This window comes from Tsukamurella pulmonis (assembly GCF_900103175.1).
GTDB classification, from domain to species: domain Bacteria; phylum Actinomycetota; class Actinomycetes; order Mycobacteriales; family Mycobacteriaceae; genus Tsukamurella; species Tsukamurella pulmonis.
In genome coordinates, this window is the sequence record NZ_FNLF01000002.1 from 814,002 (window position 1) to 840,743 (window position 26,742).

The window sequence follows — 26,742 nt, forward strand, 5'->3', positions numbered from 1 at the left end:
TCCGATACAGTCGGGTGTCGTGAGCACACAGAACACCCGCGCCGTCCCGATCCGGACGATCATCATGATCCTGATCTCGGCCGCGATCATCCTCGCGGCCGTCGGCGTCCACGGGCTCGTGACGCGCAACGACGATCCGCAGGCCGCGCTCAACGCCCAGGAGGAGAAGATCCAGGCCGCCGCCACGCAGACGGCGAAGCCCGCTGCGGACACGCCGCCGGTCTGCCTGCTCTCCGTCGCCAAGGCACCCGTCGCCGACACCCGTGATCGCCTGAAGAAGGCCGGCATCACCGTGCAGGGCGAGAACGCCGCCGCCTGGCCGAACCGGCCCGCCGCGCCGCGCGCGACCACCGTGTTCTTCGACGAGGGCGGCGAGGCCGCCGCCGAGACGGTCTCCACCGCGATCCCCGGATCCGCCACCGCACCGCGGCCCGCGGGGCTCGAGGCGTGCGAGGGTGAGCTCGCCGTCGCCGTCGTGAAAAAGTAGCCCGCGACGAGCCGACCGGGGACCTGTCCCGCGCCGCGACAGCGGCCCCGATATGATTTCGGGCAACACCAGCCCCAGGGCGGCCCAGCCCCAGGTAGCCGTTCCATAAGGAGTCATCGATGACGAAGCGTCAGTTCCTCGCCCCGATCGCGATCCTTCCGGTGGCGGCCATCGCCCTGTCGGGCTGCACGACCAACGAGGAGCCCGCGGACAGCCCCGGAACGACGCCCGCCGTCGTCACGGGCGCGACGGTGCCCGCCCAGGGCCCCGTCCGCAGCCTCGACCCCAACGCCCACGGCGAGGAGCCCGCGGGCGGCGAGAGCGCGCCGTCGTCCGGCGCCGCCGAGGCGTCGCTCGTCAAGCCCGACGGCAGCAGCGCCGGCAAGGCCACCTTCTCGGAGAAGGACGGCGTCGTCGTGGTCGACGTGCGCGTCACCGGCCTGCCGGCCGGCTTCCACGGCATGCACATCCACGAGGTGGGCAAGTGCGAGCCGAACTCGGTCGCCAAGAACGGCGCCCCCGGCTCGGCCACCAACTTCGGCTCGGCGGGCGGCCACTGGCAGAAGCCGGGCGCCTCGGGCCACCCGATGACCGGCGACCTGGTCTCGATCTACGTCAACGCCAACGGCACGGGCCAGACGGTCACCAGCACCGGCGCGTTCACCCTCGCGGACATCAAGAAGAACGCCGAGGGCAACGCCCTGATGATCCACGCGGGCCCGGACAACTTCGGCAACATCCCGTCCTCGCGCTACGCCAACGTCGTTCCCGGCCAGCCGGTGCCCGACGAGACCACCCTGAGCACCGGCGACGCCGGCGGGCGCATCGCCTGCGGCGTGATCAAGGTCGGTTAGTCATCGAGCCCGTCGCCTTCGCGGCGTCGCCGCGGCCGACGATCGGTGTCGAATGGGAATTCGCACTCGTCGACCGCGAGACCTCGGACCTGGTCAGTAGGGCCGGGGAGCTGTTCGACGGGGTGCGGGCCTCCCGCCCGGACATCGCCTCCCAGGTGCACTCGGAGATGCTCCGCAACACCGTCGAGGTGGTGACGGGCGTCTGTGAGAACACCGCCGAGGCGATGGCGGACCTGGCGGCGGTGATCCGCGCGGTGCGCGAGACCTCCGACCCGATGGGCGTGGAGCTCTTCGGTGCGGGCACGCACCCGTTCGCGCAGTGGAACGCGCAGCAGCTCACCGAGAACCCGCGCTACGACGAGTTGATCGCCCGCACCCAGTGGTGGGGCCGGCAGATGCTGATCTGGGGCGTGCACGTGCACGTCGGGGTGAACCATCGCGACAAGGTGCTGCCGATCATCTCGGCGCTGCTCAACCACTACCCGCACCTGCTGGCGCTCTCCGCCAGCTCTCCGATGTGGGGCGGCCACGACACCGGCTACGCGAGCACCCGCGCGATGATGTTCCAGCAGTTGCCCACCGCGGGCCTGCCCTTCCAGTTCGAGCGGTGGAGCGAGTTCGAGCGCTTCGTGCACGACCAGAAGACGACCGGGATCATCGATGATCTCAACGAGATCCGCTGGGACATCCGGCCCGCGTGCCACCTGGGCACCATCGAGGTGCGGATCTGCGACGGGATGTCCTCGTTCGCGGAGCTCGAGGCCGTGGTCGCGCTGATCCACTGCCTCGTCGTGTGGCTCGACGGCCGGCTCGACGCCGGCGAGACCCTGCCGACGCTGCCGCCGTGGCACGTGCAGGAGAACAAGTGGCGCGCCGCCCGCTACGGCCTCGACGCCATCATCATCCAGGACGCCGACAACAACGAGCGCCTGGTCACCGAGGACCTCGACGACCTGCTCGAGCAGCTGGCGCCCATCGCCCGCCGGCTCGGCTGCACCCGCGAGCTGGAGGCCGTCGCCGCGATCCCGCGCCACGGCGCCTCCTACCAGCGGCAGCGGATGGTCGCCGACGGGGTGTGCAGCACCGACGCGTACCGCGACGTGGTCCGGTCGGTGACCGGCGAGCTGATCCTGCCGTAGACGCGGCGGGCCGGGCGAGGGCTCTGCACCCATAGACGTATTCGTCTTTGTTAACGATAATCGTTGTCGTTAATGTTGCCGCGTGTCCTCCGCCCCACCGCTTCCCCGCTCCGGCGGAGCCCCGTTCCTCCTCGTCGGAGCGCTCGTCGTCGTCCTGCTCGGCTCGATGGCCGTCGCGGTCTCGCTCGGTGCCGCGACGGTGCCCCTCGCCGACGTCCGGCGCCTGATCTGGGCGGCCCTCGGCAACGGGACGATCGCCCGCGAGGACTTCTCGACCTACTCGATCCTGTGGGACCTCCGCGTCCCCCGGGTACTGCTCGCGGCCCTCGTCGGCGCGGGGCTCGCGATCGCGGGGGTGGCCTGCCAGGCGCTCGTCCGCAACCCGCTCGCCGATCCGTTCATCCTCGGCATCTCCAGCGGCGCCTCCGTCGGCGCCAGCTTCGTGGTGACCACCGGCGTGGTGGCCGGGCTGGGCGTCGCGGGCACCGCGGGGGCGGCGTTCGTCACCGCCGTCCTCGCCTCGATCCTGGTGTACCTACTCAGCCGGACCCCGGACGGCGCACTGCACCCCGTCCGCCTGGTCCTCACGGGCGTCGTGCTCGCCTTCGCCTTCCAGGGGCTCGCCGGCGCGATCGTGTTCTTCGATCCGGTCGGCGACGCCGCGCGCTCGGTGATGTTCTGGCTGCTCGGCGGGCTCGGCGGCGCGCAGTGGTCGGTGCTGCCGCTCGTCGCGGCGACGGTCGTCGCCGGCGCGGTGGTCACCGGTCGCCTCGCCGGGACGCTCGACGTCCTGGCGCAGGGCGACGAGGCGGCCTCCGCGCTCGGCCTCGATCCGCACCGCGCACGCCGCGCACTGTTCCTGGTCATCGTCGTGCTGACCTCGGTGCTGGTCGCCGTCGCGGGCACCGTGGGCTTCGTCGGGCTCGTCGTCCCGCACGCCGTCCGGATGATCGTCGGGCCCGCGCACCGCCGGGTGCTGCTGCTCGCCCCGCTCGTCGGCGCGGTCCTGCTGGTATGGGTGGACCTGCTCAGCAGGCTGCTCGTGGCGCCGCGCGAGCTGCCGCTGGGCATCGTGACCGCCGTGGTCGGGGTACCGGTCTTCGTTGTGCTGCTGCGGCGCCGCGGAGGCCTGCTCGGTGGTGCCGCGTGAAGGTCGAACTGCGCGGGATCACGGTCGACATCAACGGAATCCGCATCCTCGACGACATCTCACTGGTCATCGACGCGGGCGCACACGTCGGGCTGATCGGCCCCAACGGGAGCGGCAAGTCGACTCTGTTGCGCTGCCTGTACCGGGCGATCGAGCCCTCGGCCGGCACCGTCCGCGTCGCGGGGGACGACCTGCACGCGTTGCGCCGCAAGGAGGCGGCGCGCCGCATCGCCGCGGTCACGCAGAGCGAATCCGGGCACCTCGGGTTCACGGCGGGGGAGACGGTGATGCTGGGACGGTTCGCGCACGGCGACGCCGGCAGCACGACGGCCGCCCGCGCCTGCGCGGACGCGCTCGCCGCCGTCGGCGCCACCCACCTGGGCCCCCGCAGCGTGCTGGACCTCTCCGGCGGCGAGCGCCAGCGCGTCCTCATCGCCCGCGCGCTGGCGCAGGACACTCCGGTCCTCCTGCTCGACGAGCCGCTCAACCACCTCGACGTCCGGCACCAGCTCGACCTGCTGCGCCTCCTGCGGGCCAGCGCCAAGACCACCGTCACCGCCATCCACGACATCGACCTCGCGGCCCAGAGCTGCGATCGGCTCGTCCTCCTGGACGCGGGGCGCGTGGTCGCCACCGGCACCCCCGCCGAGGTGCTGACGCCGGACCGCGTCGAGGCCGTCTACGGCGTCCGGCCCACCGTCGTGGCGACCGCCGGCGGCCCGCCGCGCATCAGCTTCGACCTCTAGCCCCCTCACCGATCGAAAGGATCGACCGATGCACTCCCGCCCTCTGCTCGCCGCCCTGGCGGCGAGCGCCCTGCTCGCGGTCACCGCGTGCGGCGCCCGTCCCGCCGAGTCGGCGACGGACCTCATCGACGTCACCAACTGCGGTGTGCACCAGCAGTACCGGTCGCCCACGGCCGCCGTGCCCTACGACGTCTCGGCGATCGAGAAGATGTTCGCGCTCGGGCTCACCGACCGCATCAAGGGCATCGCCCTGCCGAAGACGGTGCACGGGGTGATCGCCAAGTCCCCCTACCGCGACGACTACGCGAAGGTGCCGATCATCAGCGACGGCGTCCTCGCGCAGGAGCCGCTCGTCGCCGCCAAGGCCGACTGGGTATTCGCGGGCTGGCAGGCCGGGTTCAGTCCGGCCCGCGGCGTCACCCCCGAATCCCTGGGCAAGCTGCGGATCGACAGCTACATGCAGGAGGAGACCTGCTACAACTACGGCGCCGATCCCGCGCCCCGGCCGATCGATCCCCTCGCGGACACCTATGCCGATCTCACCAACCTCGGCGCGATCTTCCGGGTGCAGGACCGCGCGGCGGCGCTCGTGGACGGGCTCCGCACCCGGCAGCGCGGGCTGGAGGAGCGCGCGGCCCGTAAGAGCGTCCGGCCCTCGGTCTTCGTCTACGACTCCGGCACGGCGGAGCCCTACACCGCCGGCCGGCGCGCCGCCGCCGACCAGGTGGTCTCCCTCGCCGGCGGTCGCTCGGTCACCCACGACGTGGACGGCCGGTGGACCACCGTCGGCTGGGAGTCCGTCGTCCGCTCCCAGCCCGAGGTGATCGTCATCGTCGACTACGACAAGCAGCCCGCGCAGCAGAAGATCGACTACCTGCGGCAGTCCTCTCCGATCAAGGACTCACCGGCCGTGCGGGAGAACCGCATCCGGGTGGTGGACTACGCCGAGCTGGTGGCGAGCCCGCGCAACCTCGACGCCGCAGCGGCGCTCGCGGACTACCTGGAGCAGAGCGGGGTGGCCCGATGACCGCGCCCGGCACCGTCGCCGACGTCCTCGATCTCGCCCGTGGGGCGGAGCAGGACGCGGTCGCCCGCAGCGTCTTCTTCGTCGCGCACGGCACCCGCCTCGCGGGGAGCGATCAGCGCTACCGCAACCGGTACGTCCTCGTGCGCGTCGGGGATTCCTTCGGCGCGTGCGCCTTCGAGGAGGGCGAGCTCGACCCGGACGTCGCGGACCTGTCCGGGGAGCCCCTCACGGCACTGCTCGATCACGCGGCGCAACCGCTGCGGATCGCCGCCGCGGACGCGGCGCTCGGTGCCGCGGCCCCGCACCGCGAGGATCCGCGCGCCGAACTGCGCACCCTGCCCACCGGCACCCCCGACGAGCGGGCCGTCGCGCGGGACGCGGCGGTCGCGGAACTGCTCACCGTCGCGCCCGGCGCCCGCGTGGCCCTCATCGGCGTGGTGAACCCCCTCGTCGCGGCCATCCGAGAGCGGGGCGGCGAGCCGCTGCTCGCGGACCGGAACCTGCAGCGCACCCACTGGGGCGACCCCGTCGCGGACGACCACCACGCCGTGATCGCCGAGGCCGATGCGGTGCTCGCGACCGGAATGACTCTGGGCAACGGCAGTTTCGACGAGATCCTCGCCACCTGCCGGGAGCGCGGCGTGCCGCTCGCCGTGTACGCGCAGAGCGGTTCCGCCGTCGCGCGCGCCTTCCTCGGCGCGGGCCTGACCGCCCTCTCGGCCGAGCACTTCCCGTTCTCCCAGTTCTCCGCCGACGCCTCGCCGATGTACCTGTACCGGGGGCACGCATGAGCGCACCGCTGGACCGCCCGCTGCCCGACGGGGTTCTCGTCCGCGCGATCTGGCCCCTGCTCGCGGCCGCCGCGCTCGGCCTGGTGCCGTTCACCGTGATGGCGAACTTCCTCGTGGCCATCGCCGCCGACGCCCACGCGGGGGTCGACCTCATCGGCAGCCTGCGGGGGCTCGGCGGCGTCGCCGCCCTGCTGGTCGGCGTCGCGGCCGCGCCCCTGCTGGACCGGCTCTCCCGCTCCTCGGTCGCCGCGCTTGCCCTGCTGGTGCTCGCGGTGGGCTGCGCCCTTGCGCTGCAGGGCAGTACGGCGGCATGGATCGGCTTCTGCCTGCTGATCGGGGCGGGCACCGCGGTGCTCAACCCCGCGCTCTCGGCGATGGCCGCCGACCGGTTCGCGTCGCCCGCCGCATCCGCGCGCGCCGCGACCCTGGTCTCCTCGACGATGACGCTCACCGCCGTCCTCGCCGCCCCGGTACTCGCGCTGCCCGCCGTGCTCTGGGGATGGCGCGTCGACATGGCCGCGACCGCGGTGGTGCTGCTCGTCGTCGCCGTACTGGTGTTCCGTCGGCGCGACCCGCACGGCGGCGACACGTCGGTGAGCTACCTGCAGGCGTTCCGGACCGTCCGGGCCCTGCCCGGCGCGCTCGAGGCACTGGCGGTCTCGATGCTGCGGACGCTGGCCTTCATGGGCTCGCTCGCCTACATCGCCGCCGCGTTCGGGCAGCGTTTCGGCATCGGAACCGGCTGGTTCTCCCTGGTCTGGGCGACCTCCGGCCTGGCCTTCTTCCTCGGGAACTTCCTGGGCGGCAAGATGATGCAGGATCGCGGTGCGGACCGCCTGTTCGGCACGGTGATGACCGCTATCGTCGTCGCCACCGTCGCGATGGTGGGCCTGTACACGGTGCCGCACCTCGCCCTTGCGTGGCCGATGGTGGCGCTCGTCTCCGCCGCGCACGCCGTGATCGCCGCGGCGGTGACCACCACGCTGGTCCGCACGGCGGGTCCCGTCCGCGGCACCGTCCTCTCCCTCAACGGTGCGGCGCAGAGCGTCGGCGTCTTCGCCGGCGCCGGGCTGGCCGGTGCGGCGCTCGCGATCGGGGGATGGACGGGCGTGGGCCTGGTACTCGGCGGCGCCACCGCGCTCGCCGCCGTCTTCGCCCGGCGCGCGCTGCGCCGGGCCGAAGCGGCGGAGGCGTCGGCATGAGCGCCGCGCGCAACCGGTCCCGCGGCCGCGGGGTGGGGCGCAGCCCCGGGCACCACGGCGAGATCCTGCAGGGCCGCTTCCGCTGTCCCGTGCTCGACGAATGCCCGGGCCTGGTGACGGTGCCCATCGGCACCGTCGGCTCCGTCGCGGTCTTCGAGCCGGACTCCTCCGGCGCGGTGCGCGCACACGCCGCGGGGGACGGGCACGCGGTCAGCAAGGCCCGCCGCGCGGCCGAGGCGACCGTCGCGCACCTGCTCTCGCGCGGCGCCTGCGGGTTCGACGGCGGGGACCTGCGCATCGCGCGGACCACCGCGATCGGCCTCGGCCTGGGATCGTCGACGGCGGACGTCCTCGCCGCGGTGCGCGCCGTCGCCGACAGCGGCGGGATCGAGCTGGACGCCGGGACCGTCGCGCATCTGGCCGTCGGCGCCGAAGGGGCGTCCGATCCGCTGTGGTCCGATCGGCCGATCCTGTTCGCGCACCGGCACGGTCACGTCATCGAGGAACTCGGCCCGCACCTGCCGCCGATGCTGCTCGTGCGCTGCGTGCTCGGCGGCCCCGTCGACACGCTCGCGCTCCGGCCCCTCGGCGAGGGCGAGGTCGACGAGTACGAACAGCTCCGGGCACTGCTGCGCCGGGCGATCGCCGGACGCGACGCGGCGGGCGTCGCCGCCGTCGCCACGCGCAGCGCCGTCCTCAACCAGAGCCGCCACTACAAGCCCGGCCTGGATCGGCTCATCGCGTCGGCTCGACGGCGCGGTGCGCTCGGTGTCCAGGTGGCGCACTCCGGGAACGTGGCGGGCCTGCTCTTCGATCATGAGCACCCGCCGGGCCGCCTGCGCCGCGCGTGCGCGGCGATGCGCGACGAGGGCATCCGCGTGGACGACGCACCCGTCGTGATCGGCGGTGCCGCATGATGATCCACGGGCACATCGCCGAGGCGCTGAGCCGGCCCGCGCTGATCCGCGGCAGCGAGCGCCGCTACCTGCTGCGGTTCGAGTCGATGAAGGTCGCCTCCGCCCGCGCCGCGCTGCGGGAGGCGCTCGCGGCGGGCCGGGTGCGGCCCGGCGGCACCGTCATCGACTCCTCGTCGGGGATCTACGCCTACGCGCTGGCGCTGGCCTGCCACGAGGCAGGGGTGCGCTGCCGCATCATCGGCTCCACCACCATCGACGAGGGCCTGCGCATCCAATTGCTGGCGCTGGGTGTCGAACTCGAGCAGATGCCGCCGTCCGCGTCGCTCAAGCTGGACCAGGACCGCCGCGTCCGCCGCATCACCGAACTGCTGGCCGATGACCCGTCGCTGCACTGGATGCGCCAGTACCACGATCCGGTGCACTACATCGGCTATCGCGAGATCGCCTGCGGCGCAGCGGCGGAACTCGCGGCGGAGGGCGTCGCGACGGTGCGGCTCGTCGCGCCGGTCGGCTCCGGTGTCTCCAGCGGGGCGCTGCGCCTCGGGCTCGAGGAGGCCGGAATGGCCGTCGAACTGGTCGGGGTGCAGCCCTTCGGCAGCGTCACCTTCGGATCCGAGCACGTCGACGACCCCGCCATGCTCATCGCTGGCATCGGCTCGTCGATCCCGTTCGCCAACGTCCGGCACGGGCTCTACGACGTGATCCACTGGGTGTCCTTCGACGTGGCCCGCGCCGGCACCCACCGACTGCTGCGGCAGCACGCGCTGTTCGCCGGGCTCTCCTCCGGCGCGGGGCATGTCGCCGCGGACTACGAGCAGGACCACGGCGCACCGGTCGACGCCACCGTGCAGGTGCTGCCGGACACCGGGCACCGCTACCAGGCGGCGCTCGTGGGGGACGGCCCGGCGGAGCCGGAACCGCCGCTGCTCGTGGACGATCCGGCGGAGATCGCGCTGCCGTGGTCGCGGATGCGATGGGCGCGGCGCGCCGGCCGCTAGTCGCGACTGCCGGTCTCCATCTGATCCCGCTCGATCGTGCGGTCCCGCAACCGCTGCTCCTGGTAGGCCACCCGGCCCACGCGGTGCGCGACGGCGGGCGCCGTGATCATCGTGAACAGGCCCACCAGCACCAGCATCCACACGTCGACGGAATCGATCATCTGCACGATCGCCCCCGCCAGCAGTAGCAGCAGGCCGAAGGTCTGCGGCTTGGTGGCCGCGTGCATCCGGGTGAGCGTGTCCGGGAAGCGGATGATGCCGATCGAGGCGGTCACCGCGAACGCGGCGCCGGAGAGGAACAGGATCGCGGAGATGATGTCGACGATCATCGCTGGCCCCCGTTCCGCGGAGCGATGTCCGGCGTCTCGTCCGGCGGTGACGGGGCCGTCCCGGCATCGTCGGGAACGCGGAAGCGCACCACGGACACCGAGCCCACGAACCCGACGAGCGAGAGCGCAACGATGCCGGGGATGACCGACGAGTTGCGGCTGTAGGCCGCCCACACGGCGAGGCCGCCGACGGCGATCGCGACCAGCGCGTCGACGGCGACGACCCGGTCCAGCGTGTTCGGCCCGCGCAGCAGCCGGTAGGCGGTGAGGAAGGCGGCGATCATCAGGACCACGCCGGTGATCACGAAGACGACGGTCATGACTTGTCCTCTCCCTCGGGCCGGTGGGTCCTGCGGTACGCGATCTCGGGCGCGGCCATCCGCCGGGCGTCGCCGGCCAGGCCCCGCCCCTCCGACGTGACGTGGTGGTACTCGTCGTCGTCGATGCCGTGCATCGGGCTGGCGTGCCACTCGTTGTCGCGCTCGAAGGCGTCGATGAACAGTCGCTCGAGACGCGCTGTGCTGCGGTAGAACTGGCGCACGGCCTTCTCGCTGCTCACGTCCACCACGTGCACGTAGAGCAGGCGACGCCTGGTGTCGATCTCGAGCACCATCGTGCCCGGGATCAGGTTCATCATGTCCACCAGCAGCGTGAGCACCAGGTCGGACTTGATCGAGACCTTCGCGCGCAGCACCGCGCTGAGCGGCATCGCGCCGGGCCGGATCGCCAGCCAGGCGACCTCGACCGACGAGCGGAACATCTCCACCACGAAGACTGCCATCAGCTTGAGCAGCGCCCCCAGATGCACGCGGCCCTCGACGGGCACCGGCGGCAACGGGAGCAGCAGCAGGATCGCCAGGCCCACGAGCAGGCCGCCCGCGATGTTGCCCCACGTCACGCTGCCCCACAGCATCACCCACACCGCGTCGAGCCAGAGCAGCTGCCCCACCTTGACCAGGACGGCGCGTCCGTCGTGCAGGTCGGGCAGGATCCGTGCCACGAGTCGCCTAGCCATGCGCGCCCCCCTCACGGTTCTCCGGTCCGACGGTGCCGGGCGCACCGTCGGCCGCGGCGGTCAGCGGTTCGTACGCGTGCCAGCCGCCGGCACCGTCGGGGGTCTTGAGCTTGGCGACGCCCTCGGGTCCGAGCACTGCCTCGATGTAATCGGCGCGCCCGATCAGCTGCTCGGCGGCGCGGTCGGTGACGGTGAACATCGGGCCGGCGAGCAGCGCGAGGACCAGCCCCACCCCGAGCAGGCCGGCGGTGGGCGCGACCATGCTCAGCGGCATCCGGCCCGGATCCTCGCGGTCGGCGAACTCGATGACGTCGGCGTCGTCGAGCAGGGCCTCCGGGTGCGCGACGGCCAGCTGCCCCTCGGGGGCGTCGGAGCGGGGGCGCCAGAAGGCCTTGGTCCACACGCGGATCACCGCGTACAGCGTCAGCAGGGAGGTGATCACGCTGCCGGCGACCAGCACCCACGCCAGCACCGACCCCTGCTGCACGCCCGCCTCGATCAGGCCCACCTTGCCGACGAAGCCGGAGAAGGGCGGGATGCCGCCGAGGTTGAGCGCGGGCAGGAAGAACAGGATCGCGAGGACCGGGCTGGCCGCGGCGAGCCCGCCGAGGCGGCGCAGCGACGCCGCGCCCGCCTGCCGTTCGATGAGGCCCACCACCAGGAACAGCGTGGTCTGCACGAGGATGTGGTGCACCACGTAGTAGATCGTCGAGCTCAGGCCCAGGGGGGTGGAGAGCGCGATGCCGAAGATCATGTAACCGATGTGGCTGACCAGCGTGAACGAGAGCAGACGCTTGATGTCCGTCTGGGCGATCGCACCCAGGATGCCGACGATCATGGTGAGCAGGCCGGCGATCATGAGCACGTCGTCGAGCGAACCGCCCGGGAAGAGCAGCGTGTGCGCCCGGATGATCGCGTACACGCCGACTTTGGTCAGCAAGCCGGCGAAGACCGCGGTGACCGGCGCCGGCGCCGTCGGATAGGAGTCCGGCAGCCAGGTGGAGAGCGGGAAGACGGCCGCTTTGATCCCGAAGGCCACCAGCAGCACCGCGAACAGCGTGGTCCGCGTCCCCGAGGGCAGGTCCTGCAGCTTGATCGCCATGTCGGCGAAGTTGAGCGTGCCCGTCGCGAAGTAGGCGTAGGCGATGCCCAGCAGGAAGACCACCGACGAGACCATCGAGACCATCACGTACGAGACGCCCGCCCGGATGCGGTCGGCGCTGCCGCCCACGGTGAGCAGGACGAAGCTCGCGGCGAGCAGCATCTCGAAGGAGACGAACAGGTTGAACAGGTCGCCCGAGAGGAAGGCGTTGCACACGCCCGCTGCGAGGATCAGGTAGGTGGGGTAGAAGATCGAGACGGGCTGGTGCTCGTCACCGTCGCGAATACCCTGGCCGACCGAGTAGACGAGCACGCCCAGCAGCACGATCGCCGAGACCAGCACCATGAGCGCCGCCAGCTGATCGGCCACCAGGGTGATGCCGAGCGGGCTGCCCCCGCCGTCCCGATCGCCCCAGCCGCCGACGTGCAGCGCGACGGTGCCGTGCCGGTCGGTGTAGTACAGCATCATCGCGGACACCACGACGATGCCCGCGAGCGAGATCAGCGAGATCAACCGCTGCAGCCGGGGGTGCCGGCCCATGACCATGGTGATCGCGGCGGCCACGATCGGCAGCACCGTCGGCAGCGGGATGAGGGCGAGCATCAGGGATTCGGTCATCGCTCCTCCTCCTGCTCGGCCGTCGGCAACTGCTTCTCGCGGGGCACGCTCGGCAGCGGAAGGGCGCCGGTGTCGACGACGTCGACCCGCGCCTGCTGCAGTTCCTCGGGGGTGAGGAGACGGCCGTCCGGGCCGTACGCGTCGCCCAGGGCCGACGGTGCGCCCGTGATCGGATCGTCCGAGGCGTCGTAGTCGGGATCGTCGGCGGCGATGTCCACGTCGCGCTCGAGCACCTTCGTGTCTTCGGGGTCGTCGTCGACCTCGTCGTCGGTGTTGATGGTGAAGGAGCGGTAGGCCAGCGCGAGGATGAAGGCCGCCATGCCCATCGTGATGACGATGGCCGTGAGGATCATGGCCTGCGCCAGCGGATCCGCGTCGGTGAGCCGCCCTTCCGAGAAGTACCCGACGATGGGCGGGTTGCCGGGCGGGGAGGACAGCGCGAGCAGCACCAGGTTCACCGCGTTGCTGAACAGGATGATGCCCATGAGCATCCGGGTGAGGCTGCGGTCGAGCAGCAGGTACACGCCGGTGGCGACCATGACGGCGACGGCGCCGAAGAGACCGATGTCGACGATCATCGCGCGCCACCTCCCGACTGCACGGGCAGGGGCGAGGTCATGTCGGCGGGGGATCCCTCCAGGTCGAGTCGCGCGCCCAGGCTGCGCAGCACGTCGAGGACGAGGCCCACGACGATGAGGTACACGCCGGCGTCGAAGATCAGCGCGGTCACCACCTTGACGTCACCGAAGATCGCGAGGGTGAACTCGAAGGCGACCGAGGACATGGCGGGGGCTCCCGCGAGCAGCGAGACGATGGTGCCGCTGGCCGCGAGCAGCAGGCCCGTGCCGAGGATGCGGCCCGCGTCCACCGGCAGCGCCTCGCCGATCTCGTACCGGCCGCCCGCCAGGTAGCGCAGGACCAGCGCCAGTCCCGCGGTGAGGCCGCCCGCGAAGCCGCCGCCGGGAGCGTTGTGACCGGCGAAGAAGAAGAAGACCGAGACCACCATGATCGTCGGGAAGGCCAGCCGCGAGGTGATCTCCAGGACCAGCGAGCGGTGCCGCGGGTCGCGCAGTGCGCTGCCGCGCAGCCACGTGGTGCCCGGTGCGGCGGCCGCCGCGGCCGCGGCGGCGGCGCTGACCCGCGGCGCGGAGCCGAAGCGGCGGTTGCGGAAGACCAGCGAGGCGACGCCCGTCGCCGCGACGAGCAGTACGGAGATCTCACCGAAGGTGTCCCAGGCGCGGATGTCGACCAGGATCACGTTCACGGTGTTGTGGCCGTAGCCGAACTTGTAGGCCTGGTCGGGGAGCCGATCGGCGACGGGGGCCGCGACCCGGGCACCGCGGGCGGCGATCGCCACCACCACGACCATCGCCGCCACGGCGACACCGAGCAGCGCGCGGGCGATGCGCGAGGGCCGGTTGCCCGTGATCGGCGCCTCCGCGGGCAGCTTGCGCAGCACCAACACGAAGATCACCAGGGTCAGCGTCTCCACCAGGAACTGGGTGAGCGCGAGGTCGGGGGCGCCGTAGATCGCGAAGATCACGCCCGTGCCGTAGCCCGTGACGCCGACGACGAGCACCGTCGCCAGGCGGTTGCGCAGCACCACCGCGGTCAGGGCGGCGGCGCACATGAGCACCGAGATCGACAGGAACAGCGGCGAGGCCTCGACCCGCAGTTCGGGACGCGTGGTGGTGCCGAACGCCAGCACCAGGAGCGGCAGCAGCACCAGCGTCAGCAGGACGGTGCCCTGCGTCAGCGGCAGCGAACCGCGCTGGGTGAACTGCGTCATGCGCAGCGAGATCACGTCGGCGCCGCGCAGGGTGGCGTCGTAGAGCCGGTCGGCGTTGCCCAGCAGCACGCTGTTGCGCCGGCGCAGGCGCGAGAACGGGCTGTGCGGCTGGACGATGACGACGCCCGTCGCGATGATCAGCACCGTGAGCAGCAGCGGCAGCGTGAATCCGTGCCACAGCGCGAGGTGGTACGGCTCCGCCGCCGGCGGGAAGGCCCGGTCCGGGTACTGCGCCAGCACGTGATCGAGCCACGGCGAGAAGACGCCGGCGAGCAGGCTCAGGCCGGCGAGCAGTGCGGGACCGGCCAGGAACAGCGGGCCGATGCCGTGCATGTTCTCCACGGCGCTGGTGGGCTTGGCCTGCCCTTTGCGGCCGAACGCGCCCCACAGGAACCGGACGCTGTAGGCCACCGTCAGCGCGGATCCCGCGCACAGCCCGATCAGCAGCAGCACCGGCAGCGGCGACGGCAGGGCGGCGTGCAGCATGGTCTCGAGCGCGGCCTCCTTGCCGACGAAGCCGTACAGCGGCGGGATACCGGCCATCGACGCGGCGGCGAGCGCCGCGATCACCGCGAGCACCTTGTGCCGGTCGCCGAGCATCGCCAGGCGGCGGATGTCGCGAGTGCCGGTCGCGTGGTCGATGATGCCGACGACCATGAAGAGCGTCGCCTTGAACAGCGCGTGCGCGGTGAGCATCGTGATGCCCGCGAGCGCGACGTTCCGCTCGCCGGTGCCGACCAGCACCATCAGCATGCCGAGCTGGCTGACGGTGCCGAAGGCGAGGATCAGCTTGAGATCGAACTCGCGCAGGGCGCGCCAGCCGGCCAGGACCATCGTCAGGATGCCCAGGCCCAGCACGATGACGCGCCAGGCCGTGAGGTGCGCGAAGGCGGGCGCGAGCAGCGCGACGAGGAAGACGCCGGCTTTGACCATCGCGGCGGCGTGCAGGTAGCCGGAGACGGGCGTCGGCGCGGCCATGGCGCCGGGGAGCCAGAAGTGGAAGGGCACGATCGCCGACTTGCTGATCGCGCCGATGAGGATCAGCACCACGCCGACCTCGACACCGATCGAGATGGTCGACGGGTCGGCCGTCGCGCGGGCGATGACCTCGGAGAAGAGGTAGCTGCCGTAGTGCTCGCCCAGTTCGATGATGCCGACCAGCATCGCCAGGCCGCCGAGGGTGGTCACGAGCAGTGCCTGCGTGGCGGCGCGACGGCTGGTCGCGCGCTCGGCGTAGTAGCCGACGAGCAGGAAGCTCAGCACCGACGTGAGCTCCCAGAAGACGTACATCACCAGCATGTTGTCGCTGACCACGAGGCCGAACATGACCGCCATGAAGGCGACCAGCTCGGCGGCGAAGGTGGGCAGCTTGCGGGTGTTGGAGACGCCGGTGAAGTAGCCGGCGCAGTAGACCAGGATCACGGCGCCGACCCCGAGGACCAGCACCGACATCACCGCGGCGAGCGGGGTGAGCCGCAGGTCGACGTTCATGTTCAGGGCGGGGACCCACTGCAGCGTCTCGGTGCGGTCGGGTTCGCCGTCGGCCGGCCAGACGGTGATGATCCAGACCAGGGCGGCTGCGGGGGCGGCGGCGAGACCGAGGAATCCGCGCGCGCCGAATCGGCCCACCACGACGGGGGCGGCTAAGGTCGCCAATGACAAACAGGCAAGGATGACAAGCAAGGGCACTCCGTCCTTCATGAGCGGGGTGTCGTTCGCTGTCAGATTCTACCGGTAGGGATGTCGGGAGCTGCATGGACCAGTCGACGGATCGTCCGACCACTTCTGCGGGGCGCCTCGTGCGGGGCGCGCTCGCCCTTCTCACGGCGGGGGCGCTCGTCCTCGGCGCCGCGGGCTGCGGCGACGACACCGCGAACGAGCCTTCGGCCGCGGTCACCCTGCCCGCGACGTTCCCCAAGGACGAGGTGCCGATCGTCGACGGCAACCTCATCGACGCGGGTGAGCGCTCGCAGGGCGGCGTCACCGTGTTCAACGCGACGGTCCAGGCCGGCGACGACGGATTCGACAACGCGAAGAAGAAGCTGACCGACGCGGGCTACCTCGCCCTGGGCGCCGGCGCGGGCACACCGGACAACGCCTCGCAGTCGGCGCAGTTCTCCGGCAAGGGGTACGTGGTGACCGTGAGTTCGGTGCAGGCCGGCGCCGTCCCGAACGCGGTCTTCTACTCCATCAGCAAGGCCTAGCCCTTCGTCCGTTCCGAAACCGGGCGAAAATCGCGTCGGACTGCGATATCTGTGTTCTGACCTGGAATCGGCCCGGTTTCGGTCGGCGCTTCCTCCACAACTTTGCGTACATAACGTTTTCTGTCCACAGCCGGGGCCTCGCGACGGCTTTCGCCGGGTGGCGCCGGTGCACGCTGCACGGGTGGACAGCGATGCACTCATCGTGCGGCTCGCCGCGGAGGACGGCGGCGTCGTCTCGCGGCAGCACCTCCTCCGCTCCGGTGTCGACGCGAGGCGGATCAGTGAGCTGCGGCGACGCGGTGGGCTCACGGTGATCCGCCGCGGCTGGTACGCCCTGCCCGGTGCCGCTCCCGCGGTCGTCGCGACGGTGCGGGCCGGCGCCGTCGTCGCCTGCGTCTCCGCGCTGGAGCACCGGCACGGCGTGTGGATTCCGCCGAACCAGCGCCGACTGCACGTCCGCTGGTCGGAGCACCGCAGCCGGCCGCGGTTCGAGCACCGGTGCGGCGCCCGCCCGGCCCTGCCGACGCCGATCCGCGCGGTGGACGCACTGGGCGACGCCCTGCGCTGCGCCGCCGACTGCCTCGAGCGCGACATGCTCGTCGCGGTGCTCGAATCGACGCTGCGCCTGCCCGTGCCGTACACGCTCGCGGATCTGGAGCAGTGCTTCGCCGGCGCCGCGCAGCGGATCACCACGCTGCTGCCCGCGCTCGACCCGCTCGCCGGATCGGGAACGGAGTCGCTGGTGCGGTTCCGGCTGCGGAGCGAGCACATCGCGGTCCGCTCGCAGGTGGTGATCCCCGGTGTCGGCCGGGTCGACCTCGTCGTCGGCGATCGGCTCATCATCGAATGCGACAGCGACGGTTTCCACAACGGTGCACAGCGACGGCGGGACTACCGTCGCGACCGCATCGCGACCGTCGGCGGGTACCTCGTGCTCCGCGTCGACTACGCCGAGGTGATCGACCAGTGGGACGAGATCCTCGAGGAGATCCGCGCGATCATCCGGGCGGGCCGGCATCGCGGGGTGACCGCATTCTGAAACCGGGCCGATTCTCGATCAGGATCGCCCTACGCCGCCCTGATCGAGAATCGGCCCGGTTTCGGAACGGCTACGTCGCGCGACGGTCCGCGTACGCCTGCAGATCCGCGACCTGCGCCGGGTCGAGCGACGGCCGGACCACCTGCCGGGCCGCCTCGACCTCGGCCGCCGTGACGATGGCGGCGTCGAGATCGCGCCGCATCGCGGTGAGCGCGGCCTCGCGCAACAGCGCGCTGCAATCGGCGGCGGAGTAGCCGTCGAGTTGCTCGGCCAGCGCCTCCAGGTCCACGTCGTCCGCCAGCGGGATCGCGCGCGAGCTGGTCCTGAGGATCTCGGCGCGGGCCTGCGCGTCCGGCGGCGGCACGAAGATCAGTCGCTCCAGCCGGCCGGGGCGCAGCAGCGCGGGATCGACCAGGTCCGGGCGGTTCGTCGCGCCCAGCACCACCACATCGCGCAGCGGCTCGGCACCGTCGAGTTCGGTGAGCAGCGAGGCCACCACCTTGTCGCCCACCCCGGAGTCCGACGACTGCCCGCGACGCGGCGCCAGCGCGTCCACCTCATCGAGGAAGATCAGCGACGGCGCGCTGCCCCGCGCCCGCGCGAACAGGTCACGCACCGCCTTCTCCGACTCGCCGACCCACTTGTTCATCAGCTCGGCGCCCTTGACCGCGTGGACCGACAGCTGGCCCGACGCGGCGAGCGCCCGCACGACGAAGGTCTTGCCGCAACCGGGCGGCCCGTAGAGCAGCACACCGCGGGGCGGCTCCACACCCAGTCGCGCGAAGGTGTCCGGGTGGCGCAGCGGCCACAGCACCGTCTCCGTGAGCGCCTGCTTGGTCTCGACCATGTCGCCGACGTCGTCGAGCGTGATCGACCCGACCGCCACCTCCTCGGTCGCCGACCGCGACACCGGGCGGATCACCGACAGTGCGCCCAGCAGATCGGGCTGCGTGATCGCGATCGGCAGGTCGGTGCCCACGACCCGCGCCGCGGCGCGCAGCGCGCCCTCGCGGCACAGCGCGGCCAGGTCGGCGGCGACGAACCCGGGTGCCCGCAGCGCGATCGCGTGCAGGTCGAGCTCGGCGGTGGGCGCCTCGCGCAGGAGCAGCTCGAGCAGCTGCTCGCGCTCCTTCGCGTCCGGCAGGTCGACGGTGACCGTCCGCTCGGCCAGGTCCGGCTCGCGCAGCCGCGAATCCAGTTCGCCCGGGGCGGAGGTGGTCGCGAGCAGCGCGACCCGCGGAGTGGCGACGACCCGCCGCAACTCGTCGAGGATCACGGTCGAGACGGGCTCGCGGGTGGCGGGCAACAGCGCCTCCACATCGCGCACCAGCAGCGCGGACCCGGATTCGCCGACCGCGGCGATCGCGCGGGCCGCGGCGTCGCGCACCCGGTCCAGCCGCGCCTGCGACTCGAGCGCGCCGGTCAGCGCACCGTCGAGCTCGATCAGGGGCCGCGGCGCCACGACGGACCGCGCGACGGTGGCCTTGCCGCCGCCCGTCGGCCCCGTGATGAGCACGCCGAGCCGGGCGGGCGCGCCCAGCTTCTCCAGCAGTTCCGGCTCGTCGAGCGCCAGGGAGATCCACTCGGTGAGTCGGCGGACCGCGTCGTCGGCGCCGACCAGGTCGGCGACCGGGCGCACCGGGGCGGTGTCCACCTCGGGCACCTCGGCGGTGAAGGTCACGGCCGGCGCGGACGCGGGGGCGGGCACGGCGACGCCGTCGTCGTCGGCCCACATCACCGCCGAGTTCGGTTGCACCGAGACGGGCCCGGGGGACGGGTCGACCGAGACCACGGTCAGCAGCTCGTTGGTCCAGGTGATGCCCACCAGCCGCGAGAGCTGCTGCACCGCATCCGCCGTCGACGTGCCGGGGCCCAGGTCGCGCGGCAGCAGCGAGACGCTGTCGCCCGGCATCATCACCTTCCCGAGCAGCGCCTGCCGCAGGGCGGCACCGTCGAGCGCGGTGCGGGTGAGCGTGCTGCCGCGCAGCAGCACCCGCTTGGCGCCGTAGACGGTGGCGGGGGAGATCACGACGGTCGCGTCCTCGCGCAGCCCGCAGTTGGTGATGGTCAGCTCGTCGAGCAGCGCGACGCCGGGCGCCGTGCCCGACGGTGCCGCCGCGACGACGGCCGCCGTGCGTCGCGCGCCGAGCAGCTCGATCCCGTCCCACTCGCGCAGCCCGAGCGCGGCGAGCGCCTCGGGATGGATGCGGACGATGCCCCGTCGCGCCTCGAGGGCGGAGGTCTGCAGGCGGACGGTGAGCGACAGGTTCGACACGCGTCCACCCTAGTTCGCGGTGGAGCGCCGGGTGCGTCAGTCCTCGCGGGTCGGGCGGCGCAGGCCCATGCGGGCGGCCGAGCGCCGGGTACCGCGGCCGACGGTGGCCGCGCGCCGGTTCGGGCGCACCGCGCGCCGTTGCTCGCGGCGCATCTGGCGGCGCTCGGCGGGCTTGTTGTCCCAGGCCTCGGGCCGGGCGACGACCCACCGCTTGGAGCGCCACGCGAACGGGATGTGCAGCAGGTAGATCGCGATCACCACGAGGAAGGCGATGTACGGGTAGGTCAGGATCAGGGCGGCCAGGCCGGCGACCAGCACGAGCACGCCGGCGGCCTTCGCGGGCTGCACCGTCATCGACTTGAAGCTCGAGGTCGGGATGCGGGAGACGGTCAGTGCGGCGACGAACAGCGTCCAGCCGGCGACGAACGGCGTGCTCACCCACCAGCCGTCGCCCCACTCCTGCTGGGCGGCGAGCGGGGCCAGGACCAGCAGCGCGCCGGCGGGCGCGGGCACCCCGACGAAGAAGTCCTTGGTGTACGCGGGCGCCGTGGGGTCGGCGGCGAGGGTGTTGAACCGCGCGAGCCGCAGCACCATCGCCACGACGAACAGCAGCGCGACGAACCACCCCGACGGCGAACCCGGGAAGCACACGAAGTACAGGATCAGCGCGGGCGTGACGCCGAAGTTGATGGCGTCGGCCAGGGAGTCCAGCTCGGCGCCGATCTTGGTGGACGCCCCCAGCAGACGGGCCACGCGGCCGTCGAGACCGTCGAGGATCGCGGCGATGACGACCAGCATGAGTGCCAGGTCGACCTTGCCGTCCGCCGCGAAGCGCACGCCCGTCAGGCCCGCGCACAGCGCGGCCACCGTCAGCACGGACGGCAGGATCATGACGCCGACGGGGCGGTGCTGCTCGGCGGGGGACTCGGTCACGGCAGGCGCGCGATCACGGTCTCGGCCGCCACCGCCCGCTGGCCGCTGTAGACGGTCAGCTCGGTGCCGGCGGGGAAGTAGGTGTCGACGCGGGAGCCGAACCGGATGATGCCGTAGGTCTCGCCGAGCTCGAGCGTGTCGCCCGGTGCGCAGTCGGTGCGGATGCGCCGCGCCACGAGGCCGGCGATCTGCACGACCCCGACGGGCCCGTGCTCGGTCGCGAGGCGCACCGTGGTGCGCTCGTTGCGGTCGCTGGCGTCGGGCAGATCGGCGGGGAGGAACTGGCCGTCGGTGTGCACCACGGAGTCGACGACGCCGGCGAGCGGCGCGCGCTGCACGTGCGCGTCGAAGACCGACAGGAAGATCGACACGCGGGGCAGCGGCGCGTCGCCCAGGCCCAGCTCACGCGGGGGCACGTGCTCGTCGACGAGGGTCACCTCGCCGTCGGCGGGCGCCACCGCGACACCCTCGGCGGTGGGGACCACGCGCGGCGGGTGCCGGAAGAAGCCGGCGCAGGCGCCGGCCGTGATCAGGGCGGGGACCCGGATCCAGCTCTTGCGGTAGCCGACCGCCGCCACCCCGAGGGCGCCCGCGATGAACGGGGTGCCCGCGGGGTGCAGCGGCGGAACGGTGTGCCGGATGAGTTCGGCGATGTGCTCGATGCCGGTGGAGTGCTCGGTCAGATGTCCGTCGACCGGCGTGCGAGGTCGGCGTGCCACCTAACGTCCCTTCGATGCAGTGCTCATGTCGGGGGACATCTTCTCACCCGACGGCGCTATCCTTTGCGTCCGGTGACCAGCTTCACGATGAACAGCAGGATGCACGCGCCGGCCACGGCGGTGAAGAACGTGAACCAGTAGCCGCCGCCCTTCACGTCGATTCCCAGCTTGGTGAGGATGAAGCCACCGGCGACGCCGCCGATGATGCCGACCACGACGTTGAGGATGAAGCCCATCTGCTTGTCGGTGCCCATGAACTTGCTGGCGATCCAACCGGCGAGGCCGCCGATGACGATCCATCCGATCCATCCGACCTTGTCGGGGGTGAACGATGCTGCGATGAGTGCGTCGGCGTACTGGGTGATCATGTTTGCCTCCTAGTCGGTGCCGTTCAGAGCGAGCACGTCCACCGGATCCCCCGCGGCCAGATGCTCGACCTCGGCGGGCACGTCCAGTAGGCAGTTCGCCTGTGAGAGCCATCGTAAGTAGTGCGATCCCGGCCCGCCGACAACCGAGACCGAATCGGTACCGTCGCCGTCCGTCGTGAGCAGTCCGCGCAGGTACTGGCGCTTGCCGGGAATCGAGTCCACGGGCTCGGCGAGCCGTGCGGTGCGTCGTGGGCCGCCCGGCAGGCCCATCGCCGCGCGCAGCGCGGGCCGCAGGAAGACCTCGAAGGAGACCAGCGCGCTGACGGGGTTGCCGGGGAACGTGACGAACGGGACCCGCGCCCCGTCGTCGAATCCGACGGTGCCGCACCCCTGCGGCATGCCGGGTTGCATGGCGACCTTGACGAACTCGACGCCGCGGCCGAAGAGGGCGTCCTTGACCACCTCGTACGCTCCCGCGCTGACCCCGCCGCTGGTCACGACGAGGTCGATCCCGCCGGCCGCGACGCGCTCGGCGAGCCGGGCCAGGAAGGCGTCGGCGTCGTCCGCCACGAACCGCACGACCTCCGCGGTGCCGCCGGCCGCGCGGATCGCGCTGGCGAGCATCGGGGCGTTCGACTCGTAGATCTGCCCGGGCCGCAGCGGCGTGCCCGGTTCCACCAGCTCGGAGCCTGTGGAGAGGACCGCGACGTGCAGCGGGGCGCTCACGCGGACCGTCGGGTGCCCGAGCGCCGCCAGCAGCCCGACGGTGGCGGGCGAGACCCGTTCGCCGCCGCGCAGCGCGACCTCGCCGGCCGCGATGTCGCTGCCCGCGGCGCGGAAGAACCGGCCGGGTTCGGGCGCCTCGTCGATGCGGACCCGCTCCACGCCGCCGTCGGTCCGCTCGACCGGCACGATCGCGTCGGCACCGTCGGGGAGGGGCGCGCCGGTCATGATGCGGCACGCGGTCCCGGGCGCCAGGGCGGGTACGTCGGTGCGGCCGGCGGGGACGTCGAAGGCGACGGGCAGCACGGCACCGGCGACGGCCTCGGATGCGCGCACCGCGTACCCGTCCATCGCGGAATTGGTGAACGGGGGCAGGGAGAGCGGCGCGACGACGTCGCCCGCGAGACGCAGGCCCACCGCGTCCTCGGGCGGCAGGTCGACGGTCCGCGGTCGGCCGAGCACGGCGGCGACGGCCGCGCGGTGCTCCTCGACGGACCTCATCCGGCCGCGGCGGGAGCCTGTGCCCCGGCCAGCCGGGTGAGCAGCAGCGCCTCGGCGAGCGCGGTGCGGCGCAGCTCCTGCGGGTCGACGGACTCGTTGGGCGCGTGGATGCGGCACTGCGGCTCCTCGACGCCGAGCAGCGCGATCTCGGCCGCCGGGGCGGCCTTGCGCAGCTGCGTGCACAGCGGGATCGAGCCGCCCTGGCCGCTGAAGGCGACCTCGGCACCGTCGTACGCCTGGGTCAGTGCCTCGCGCAGCACGGTGTAGGCGGGGCCGGTGGTCTCGGCGGCGAAGGGCTCGCCGACGGACTCGACGACCGCGTCCACGTGCGCGCCCCACGGCGCGTGGTTGGTCAGGTGCGCGACCAGCAGGTGCCCGGCGTGGTGCGGGTCGGTGCCCGGCGGCACGCGCAGGTTGAGCAGCGCGGCGGCGCGGGGCTGGATCGCGGCCGCGGCGGTCGCGGTGGCCGGGGCGTCCAGGCCGATGACGGTGACCGCCGGGCGCGCCCACAACTGGTCGGCGATGGTGCCGGAGCCGAGGATCGCGGCGTCGTCGTAGATGGCGGCGTCGGTGGCGAACTGCGCCGGCTCGTAGGGCTCGCCGGACCAGCGGGCCGAGCCGTCGAGCCCGTCGATCGTGGTGTTGCCGAAGCCGTCCCGCAGCGTCGCGAGCAGCGCGATCAGGGCGGCGAGGGCGTCGGGCGCGGCGCCGCCGAAGGCGCCGGAGTGCAGATCGGAGGTGCCGGTGCTCAGCTCCACGCGGACGCTGGCGACGCCCCGCAGCGAGGTGGTCAGCGTGGGACGGCCGACGGCGACGTTGCCGGTGTCGCCGATGACGATGAGGTCGGCCTGCGCCAGCTCGGGCCGCTCGGCCACCAGGTCCTCGAGGCCGGCGCCGCCGCCCTCCTCGGAGCCCTCGATGATGATCCGCACGCCCACCGGGAAGGACCCGTCCTCGCCGCGGACCGCCCGCAGCGCGGTCAGGTGCGCGACGAGGTTGCCCTTGCAGTCGGCGGAGCCGCGTCCGTACCAGCGCTCGGCCCCGTCGGGCCCGGGGCGGGTGGTCAGCGTGAACGGGTCGGACTCCCAGGCCTCCCGCGGCCCGGGCGGCTGCACGTCGTGGTGGCTGTAGAGCAGCACCGTCGGGGCGCCCTGCGGAGCAGGCGTGTGCCCGACGATCGCGACGGAACCGTCGGAGGTGGTGACCTTCTCGATGTTCGCGATGCCGGCGTCCGCGAAGGCCTTCGCCACCCACTGCGCCGATGCGGCGTTGGGCTCGGGACCGAACTCGGGGGAGTCGTGCACGGACGGGTGCGCCACCAGCTCCGCCAGGTCCGACCTGGCCTTGTCCATCAATTCCGCGACGGTCTCCCGCAGGCTGCGCTCGGTCATCGGCTCACCCTAGCGCGGCTTCAGTGCGCGGCAAGGTGCTCGTGGTTGACTTGAGTGACTCTGGAGGAGGAATCCATGGTGCGGAAGTCCCTGGTCGTCGCGGGGGCGGCGGTGCTGCTCGCGGGCTGTTCGACGACGGTGGCGGGCTCGCCGGTGGCGGACCCGTCCGGCGTGCCGAAGCCGGACACCGGCTCCTACGCGACGGCCCCGCGCACGATCGCCCCGATGTCGGAGAAGGTGCAGATCGCCGCGGAGGCGTTCCGGATGGTGGCGATCATCCCGCTCGCCACCGAGATCGACGGGGCGATCCGCTTCGGCGGGCGGCCCTCGGTGGGGCGGATGTCGAGCACGATCAAGTCCGTGTACGGCGACGGCGTCGGCGCGGCCCTCGCGGGGCACGAGGTCGGCGCCTACACGTCCGGGACCGACAAGTCGCCCTCCTCGGACTCGACGGCCCTGGGCAACCAACTGATCACGGGCCTGTTCCGGTTCAAGGACGACGCGGCGGCGCGGGCGGCCGTGGCCGATCCGGCGGTCATGGGTGAGGACAAGGGCTTCGGCAGCGGCAAACCCATCCCCAAGACCCCCGTCACCGTCCCCGGCTACGCGGAGGCGCGGGCGTACTCGAAGGCCTCCTCCGGGGCGACCTCCGTGGTGGGACTGCTCGCCAGTGGGCGCTTCGTCCTCGCGGCGTACACGCGCGGGCCGGTCGAGCAGGTCAAGAAGTTCTTCGACCTGCAGCTGCCCGCGCTCAAGGGGTTCGCTCCGACGCCCGTCGAGAAGTTCTCCACGCTCACCCGCGATCACGACGACATGCTCCGGTACACCCTGGCCGAGCAGAGCCCGACGGTGTTCGAGGCCGCGCTGCCGGCGCGCACGCTGGTCAGCGGGCAGACCGACGTGACCGCGGCGCAGAAGGACTTCGCGGACACGGGCGTCGATTACATCGCCGTTGCCGGCAACATCGTCTACCGCGCCCGGGACGCGGGCGCGGCGAAGACGCTGAGCGATCGCTTCATCACGGAGATCCAGACGTTGCGGAAGGGCGCCAACGTCGAGACGGTGACCGGCGTCCCCGGCGGCCGTTGCCTGAAGACCCCGAAGTACCCGGGCGCGACGTCGACCAATTCCTACTGCGTGGTGCCCGTCGGGCGGTACCTCGCCGAGGTCAGCGACGCCCAGGACACTCGAGCGAAGCAGGCGCTCGGCGCGTCCTACCTGATCCTGCAGGGGGCGAAATGAGGCACGCGCGTCTGACGGTGATCGCTACGGCGCTCCTGCTCGCGGGCTGTTCGACGACGGTGGCGGGTACTCCCGTCGCGGATCCGTCCGCCGCGTCGAAGCCGGAGACCGGGTCGTATTCGACCGAGGCGCGGACCATCGGCGCCACCAGTCAGGAGGACGGCGAGGCGCTCGAGGGGTACCGCATGGCGGAGACGGTGCCGTACCTCTACGAGGTCGATCCGGCGCTGCGCTTCAACGGGAAGGTGCGGGCGGGCAGCCGCTCGTCGATCGGGGGGATCGCCAAGGAGATCTTCGGTTCCGTTCCCGGTGAGGCACTTGCAGCGGCGGAGGCGGGGGTCACCGTCGGCGCCGATGACACGAAGACGGGGGCGACGAGCGATGCGCAGCGGAAGTCGCGCGGTGTCGTCGTCGGCGTGTACCGGATGGCCTCCCCGGCGGCCGCGACCTCGGCGGTGGGGCCGGGACTGCGGGGGTTGGACGCGCCGCTCTTCGGGCAGGCGCCGCCGCCGAAGGTCACGACGCGGATCCCCGGCTACGACGGTGCCGTCGCCTACACGATGACCCGGCAGACGAGTACGGCGACCGTCGCCCTCCTCGCGTACAAGCAGTTCGTGATCGGTGTGTACGGCGACCTCTCGGGCGAGCAGGTCAAGACCTATTTCGACAAGCAGACCAAGGGGCTCGACGGGTTCACCCCGACTCCGCTCGACAAGGTCACCACCCTCAAGCTCGATCCCGACGGCGTTGCAGGCATGACGGTGAGCCCCGCGAAGGGCAACGGCGGGTACTCGCTGCCCGCGCGGGTCGCGGTGCTGCGCCAGACCGACGTGCAGCGGTCGGTGAAGACCTTCGCCGACGCCGGCGTCGACGTGGTGGGCAGCGGCGGCAGCACCACGTACCGCGCGAAGGACGCGCAGGGTGCGCAGCACGTCGTCGACGAGTTCCTCGCAGAGAACAAGGCCGCCTTCCCCAAGGCGCAGAGCGAATCGATCAAGGGCGTCCCCGGCAGCACCTGCCTGACCTACGCGGCGTACGAGGGCGCGCCGTCCACCGACACCTGGTGCATCGTCGCGGTCGGCCGGTTCGTCGCGGAGGTCAGCGCGGATCAGCGTGTGCAGGCCGCGCAGGCCGTCGGCGCCGCCTACGTGATCCTCAAGAGCCGGCAGTGATGCGACGGAGC

Annotated in this window: 26 protein-coding genes; 14 read left to right on the forward strand and 12 right to left on the reverse strand. The window is 72.4% G+C overall.

Translation table 11 applies throughout. The features are described 5' to 3' along the window. The first annotated feature begins 19 nt into the window (after window positions 1–19). The 10 genes from BLQ62_RS04220 to BLQ62_RS04265 all read left to right on the forward strand — a co-directional run bounded on the left by BLQ62_RS04220 (window position 20) and on the right by BLQ62_RS04265 (window position 9,311). Entirely contained in the window at window positions 20–487 is a 468-nt protein-coding gene (locus BLQ62_RS04220; RefSeq protein WP_068533591.1) for a LytR C-terminal domain-containing protein, read from the forward strand. A 119-nt stretch (window positions 488–606) separates the two neighbouring features. Beyond that, window positions 607–1,341, forward strand: a complete 735-nt coding sequence (gene sodC / locus BLQ62_RS04225; RefSeq protein WP_068533589.1) for a superoxide dismutase[Cu-Zn] — start codon at window positions 607–609, stop codon at window positions 1,339–1,341. A 2-nt stretch (window positions 1,342–1,343) separates the two neighbouring features. Then, a complete protein-coding gene (locus tag BLQ62_RS04230) occupies window positions 1,344–2,480 on the forward strand; it encodes a glutamate--cysteine ligase (RefSeq protein WP_068533781.1) in 1,137 nt (378 codons plus the stop codon). An 82-nt stretch (window positions 2,481–2,562) separates the two neighbouring features. Then, entirely contained in the window at window positions 2,563–3,630 is a 1,068-nt protein-coding gene (locus BLQ62_RS04235) for a FecCD family ABC transporter permease (RefSeq protein WP_068567108.1), read from the forward strand. Further along, window positions 3,627–4,376, forward strand: a complete 750-nt coding sequence (locus BLQ62_RS04240; protein WP_068567106.1) for an ABC transporter ATP-binding protein — start codon at window positions 3,627–3,629, stop codon at window positions 4,374–4,376. The genes BLQ62_RS04235 and BLQ62_RS04240 overlap by 4 nt, the downstream gene beginning before the upstream one ends. A 28-nt stretch (window positions 4,377–4,404) precedes the next feature. Continuing rightward, entirely contained in the window at window positions 4,405–5,403 is a 999-nt protein-coding gene (locus BLQ62_RS04245) for an ABC transporter substrate-binding protein (protein WP_068567104.1), read from the forward strand. Further along, window positions 5,400–6,194, forward strand: coding sequence for a Rossmann-like domain-containing protein (locus tag BLQ62_RS04250; RefSeq protein ID WP_068567102.1), 795 nt, complete (start codon window positions 5,400–5,402; stop codon window positions 6,192–6,194). Before BLQ62_RS04245 ends, BLQ62_RS04250 begins: the two co-directional genes overlap by 4 nt. Then, window positions 6,191–7,396 (forward strand): MFS transporter, encoded by a 1,206-nt coding sequence (locus BLQ62_RS04255; protein ID WP_068533579.1) that lies wholly within the window; start codon window positions 6,191–6,193, stop codon window positions 7,394–7,396. The genes BLQ62_RS04250 and BLQ62_RS04255 overlap by 4 nt, the downstream gene beginning before the upstream one ends. Next, window positions 7,393–8,313: a GHMP family kinase ATP-binding protein gene (locus BLQ62_RS04260; RefSeq protein WP_068567100.1), complete on the forward strand. Its 921-nt coding sequence runs from the start codon at window positions 7,393–7,395 to the stop codon at window positions 8,311–8,313. Before BLQ62_RS04255 ends, BLQ62_RS04260 begins: the two co-directional genes overlap by 4 nt. Beyond that, window positions 8,310–9,311 (forward strand): pyridoxal-phosphate dependent enzyme, encoded by a 1,002-nt coding sequence (locus BLQ62_RS04265; RefSeq protein ID WP_068567098.1) that lies wholly within the window; start codon window positions 8,310–8,312, stop codon window positions 9,309–9,311. Before BLQ62_RS04260 ends, BLQ62_RS04265 begins: the two co-directional genes overlap by 4 nt. Here BLQ62_RS04265 and mnhG read toward each other — a convergent pair. The 6 genes from mnhG to BLQ62_RS04295 are packed head-to-tail and all read right to left on the reverse strand — an operon-like array spanning window position 9,308 to window position 15,847. Beyond that, window positions 9,308–9,640 carry a monovalent cation/H(+) antiporter subunit G gene (mnhG, locus tag BLQ62_RS04270; protein WP_068533573.1) on the reverse strand — a complete coding sequence of 111 codons (333 nt, stop codon included), beginning with the start codon at window positions 9,638–9,640 and terminating at the stop codon, window positions 9,308–9,310. The genes BLQ62_RS04265 and mnhG overlap by 4 nt on opposite strands. After that, entirely contained in the window at window positions 9,637–9,960 is a 324-nt protein-coding gene (locus BLQ62_RS04275) for a monovalent cation/H+ antiporter complex subunit F (RefSeq protein WP_068567095.1), read from the reverse strand. Before BLQ62_RS04275 ends, mnhG begins: the two co-directional genes overlap by 4 nt. Further along, window positions 9,957–10,655, reverse strand: coding sequence for a Na+/H+ antiporter subunit E (locus BLQ62_RS04280; RefSeq protein WP_068533569.1), 699 nt, complete (start codon window positions 10,653–10,655; stop codon window positions 9,957–9,959). The genes BLQ62_RS04275 and BLQ62_RS04280 overlap by 4 nt, the downstream gene beginning before the upstream one ends. Beyond that, window positions 10,648–12,375 (reverse strand): Na+/H+ antiporter subunit D, encoded by a 1,728-nt coding sequence (locus BLQ62_RS04285; RefSeq protein WP_068567093.1) that lies wholly within the window; start codon window positions 12,373–12,375, stop codon window positions 10,648–10,650. The genes BLQ62_RS04280 and BLQ62_RS04285 overlap by 8 nt, the downstream gene beginning before the upstream one ends. Beyond that, window positions 12,372–12,953 carry a Na(+)/H(+) antiporter subunit C gene (locus tag BLQ62_RS04290; protein WP_068533565.1) on the reverse strand — a complete coding sequence of 194 codons (582 nt, stop codon included), beginning with the start codon at window positions 12,951–12,953 and terminating at the stop codon, window positions 12,372–12,374. The genes BLQ62_RS04285 and BLQ62_RS04290 overlap by 4 nt, the downstream gene beginning before the upstream one ends. Further along, complete coding sequence (locus tag BLQ62_RS04295; RefSeq protein ID WP_068567414.1) at window positions 12,950–15,847, reverse strand: Na+/H+ antiporter subunit A; 2,898 nt, start codon at window positions 15,845–15,847, stop codon at window positions 12,950–12,952. The genes BLQ62_RS04290 and BLQ62_RS04295 overlap by 4 nt, the downstream gene beginning before the upstream one ends. 71 nt (window positions 15,848–15,918) lie before the next feature. Between BLQ62_RS04295 and BLQ62_RS04300 the strand changes: the two genes are divergently transcribed. Both BLQ62_RS04300 and BLQ62_RS04305 read left to right on the forward strand, forming a co-directional pair. Beyond that, complete coding sequence (locus BLQ62_RS04300; RefSeq protein ID WP_133298757.1) at window positions 15,919–16,368, forward strand: hypothetical protein; 450 nt, start codon at window positions 15,919–15,921, stop codon at window positions 16,366–16,368. A 181-nt stretch (window positions 16,369–16,549) separates the two neighbouring features. Further along, on the forward strand, window positions 16,550–17,407 hold the full coding sequence (locus BLQ62_RS04305) for a type IV toxin-antitoxin system AbiEi family antitoxin domain-containing protein (protein WP_068567091.1): 858 nt from the start codon (window positions 16,550–16,552) through the stop codon (window positions 17,405–17,407). 70 nt (window positions 17,408–17,477) lie between these two features. Here BLQ62_RS04305 and BLQ62_RS04310 read toward each other — a convergent pair whose 3' ends face one another. Genes BLQ62_RS04310 through BLQ62_RS04335 form a run of 6 tightly spaced genes read right to left on the reverse strand, consistent with a single transcriptional unit; the run spans window position 17,478 to window position 24,317 of the window. Further along, the gene (locus BLQ62_RS04310) at window positions 17,478–19,682 is read right to left on the reverse strand and encodes an AAA family ATPase (RefSeq protein WP_068533561.1); all 2,205 of its coding nucleotides are present in this window, start codon (window positions 19,680–19,682) and stop codon (window positions 17,478–17,480) included. A gap of 36 nt (window positions 19,683–19,718) precedes the next feature. Then, on the reverse strand, window positions 19,719–20,615 hold the full coding sequence (locus BLQ62_RS04315; protein ID WP_170842893.1) for a CDP-alcohol phosphatidyltransferase family protein: 897 nt from the start codon (window positions 20,613–20,615) through the stop codon (window positions 19,719–19,721). Further along, window positions 20,612–21,334, reverse strand: coding sequence for a phosphatidylserine decarboxylase (locus BLQ62_RS04320; protein ID WP_068533559.1), 723 nt, complete (start codon window positions 21,332–21,334; stop codon window positions 20,612–20,614). The genes BLQ62_RS04315 and BLQ62_RS04320 overlap by 4 nt, the downstream gene beginning before the upstream one ends. Before the next feature lie 56 nt (window positions 21,335–21,390). Next, window positions 21,391–21,702: a GlsB/YeaQ/YmgE family stress response membrane protein gene (locus tag BLQ62_RS04325; RefSeq protein ID WP_068533557.1), complete on the reverse strand. Its 312-nt coding sequence runs from the start codon at window positions 21,700–21,702 to the stop codon at window positions 21,391–21,393. Between the two features lie 9 nt (window positions 21,703–21,711). Next, window positions 21,712–22,926: a molybdopterin molybdotransferase MoeA gene (gene moeA / locus BLQ62_RS04330; RefSeq protein WP_068567089.1), complete on the reverse strand. Its 1,215-nt coding sequence runs from the start codon at window positions 22,924–22,926 to the stop codon at window positions 21,712–21,714. After that, window positions 22,923–24,317: a M20/M25/M40 family metallo-hydrolase gene (locus BLQ62_RS04335; RefSeq protein WP_068567087.1), complete on the reverse strand. Its 1,395-nt coding sequence runs from the start codon at window positions 24,315–24,317 to the stop codon at window positions 22,923–22,925. The genes moeA and BLQ62_RS04335 overlap by 4 nt, the downstream gene beginning before the upstream one ends. A 75-nt stretch (window positions 24,318–24,392) precedes the next feature. On the opposite strand from BLQ62_RS04335, the gene BLQ62_RS04340 reads away from it, so the two are divergent. Beyond that, a complete protein-coding gene (locus BLQ62_RS04340; protein ID WP_068567086.1) occupies window positions 24,393–25,559 on the forward strand; it encodes a DUF7373 family lipoprotein in 1,167 nt (388 codons plus the stop codon). Then, window positions 25,556–26,731, forward strand: coding sequence for a DUF7373 family lipoprotein (locus BLQ62_RS04345; RefSeq protein WP_083350791.1), 1,176 nt, complete (start codon window positions 25,556–25,558; stop codon window positions 26,729–26,731). Before BLQ62_RS04340 ends, BLQ62_RS04345 begins: the two co-directional genes overlap by 4 nt. Window positions 26,732–26,742 lie beyond the last annotated feature (11 nt).

Excerpts from the sequence above, each read along its gene's own strand:
- BLQ62_RS04255 (WP_068533579.1), top strand. The coding sequence starts at position 6,191 with ATGAGCGCACCGCTGGACCGCCCGCTGCCCGACGGGGTTCTCGTCCGC.
- BLQ62_RS04245 (WP_068567104.1), top strand. The coding sequence starts at position 4,405 with ATGCACTCCCGCCCTCTGCTCGCCGCCCTGGCGGCGAGCGCCCTGCTC.
- BLQ62_RS04275 (WP_068567095.1), bottom strand. The coding sequence starts at position 9,960 with ATGACCGTCGTCTTCGTGATCACCGGCGTGGTCCTGATGATCGCCGCC.
- BLQ62_RS04265 (WP_068567098.1), top strand. The coding sequence starts at position 8,310 with ATGATGATCCACGGGCACATCGCCGAGGCGCTGAGCCGGCCCGCGCTG.
- BLQ62_RS04325 (WP_068533557.1), bottom strand. The coding sequence starts at position 21,702 with ATGATCACCCAGTACGCCGACGCACTCATCGCAGCATCGTTCACCCCC.
- BLQ62_RS04260 (WP_068567100.1), top strand. The coding sequence starts at position 7,393 with ATGAGCGCCGCGCGCAACCGGTCCCGCGGCCGCGGGGTGGGGCGCAGC.
- BLQ62_RS04335 (WP_068567087.1), bottom strand. The coding sequence starts at position 24,317 with ATGACCGAGCGCAGCCTGCGGGAGACCGTCGCGGAATTGATGGACAAG.
- moeA (WP_068567089.1), bottom strand. The coding sequence starts at position 22,926 with ATGAGGTCCGTCGAGGAGCACCGCGCGGCCGTCGCCGCCGTGCTCGGC.
- BLQ62_RS04285 (WP_068567093.1), bottom strand. The coding sequence starts at position 12,375 with ATGACCGAATCCCTGATGCTCGCCCTCATCCCGCTGCCGACGGTGCTG.
- BLQ62_RS04300 (WP_133298757.1), top strand. The coding sequence starts at position 15,919 with ATGGACCAGTCGACGGATCGTCCGACCACTTCTGCGGGGCGCCTCGTG.
- BLQ62_RS04340 (WP_068567086.1), top strand. The coding sequence starts at position 24,393 with ATGGTGCGGAAGTCCCTGGTCGTCGCGGGGGCGGCGGTGCTGCTCGCG.
- BLQ62_RS04280 (WP_068533569.1), bottom strand. The coding sequence starts at position 10,655 with ATGGCTAGGCGACTCGTGGCACGGATCCTGCCCGACCTGCACGACGGA.
- BLQ62_RS04345 (WP_083350791.1), top strand. The coding sequence starts at position 25,556 with ATGAGGCACGCGCGTCTGACGGTGATCGCTACGGCGCTCCTGCTCGCG.
- sodC (WP_068533589.1), top strand. The coding sequence starts at position 607 with ATGACGAAGCGTCAGTTCCTCGCCCCGATCGCGATCCTTCCGGTGGCG.
- mnhG (WP_068533573.1), bottom strand. The coding sequence starts at position 9,640 with ATGATCGTCGACATCATCTCCGCGATCCTGTTCCTCTCCGGCGCCGCG.
- BLQ62_RS04250 (WP_068567102.1), top strand. The coding sequence starts at position 5,400 with ATGACCGCGCCCGGCACCGTCGCCGACGTCCTCGATCTCGCCCGTGGG.
- BLQ62_RS04290 (WP_068533565.1), bottom strand. The coding sequence starts at position 12,953 with ATGATCGTCGACATCGGTCTCTTCGGCGCCGTCGCCGTCATGGTCGCC.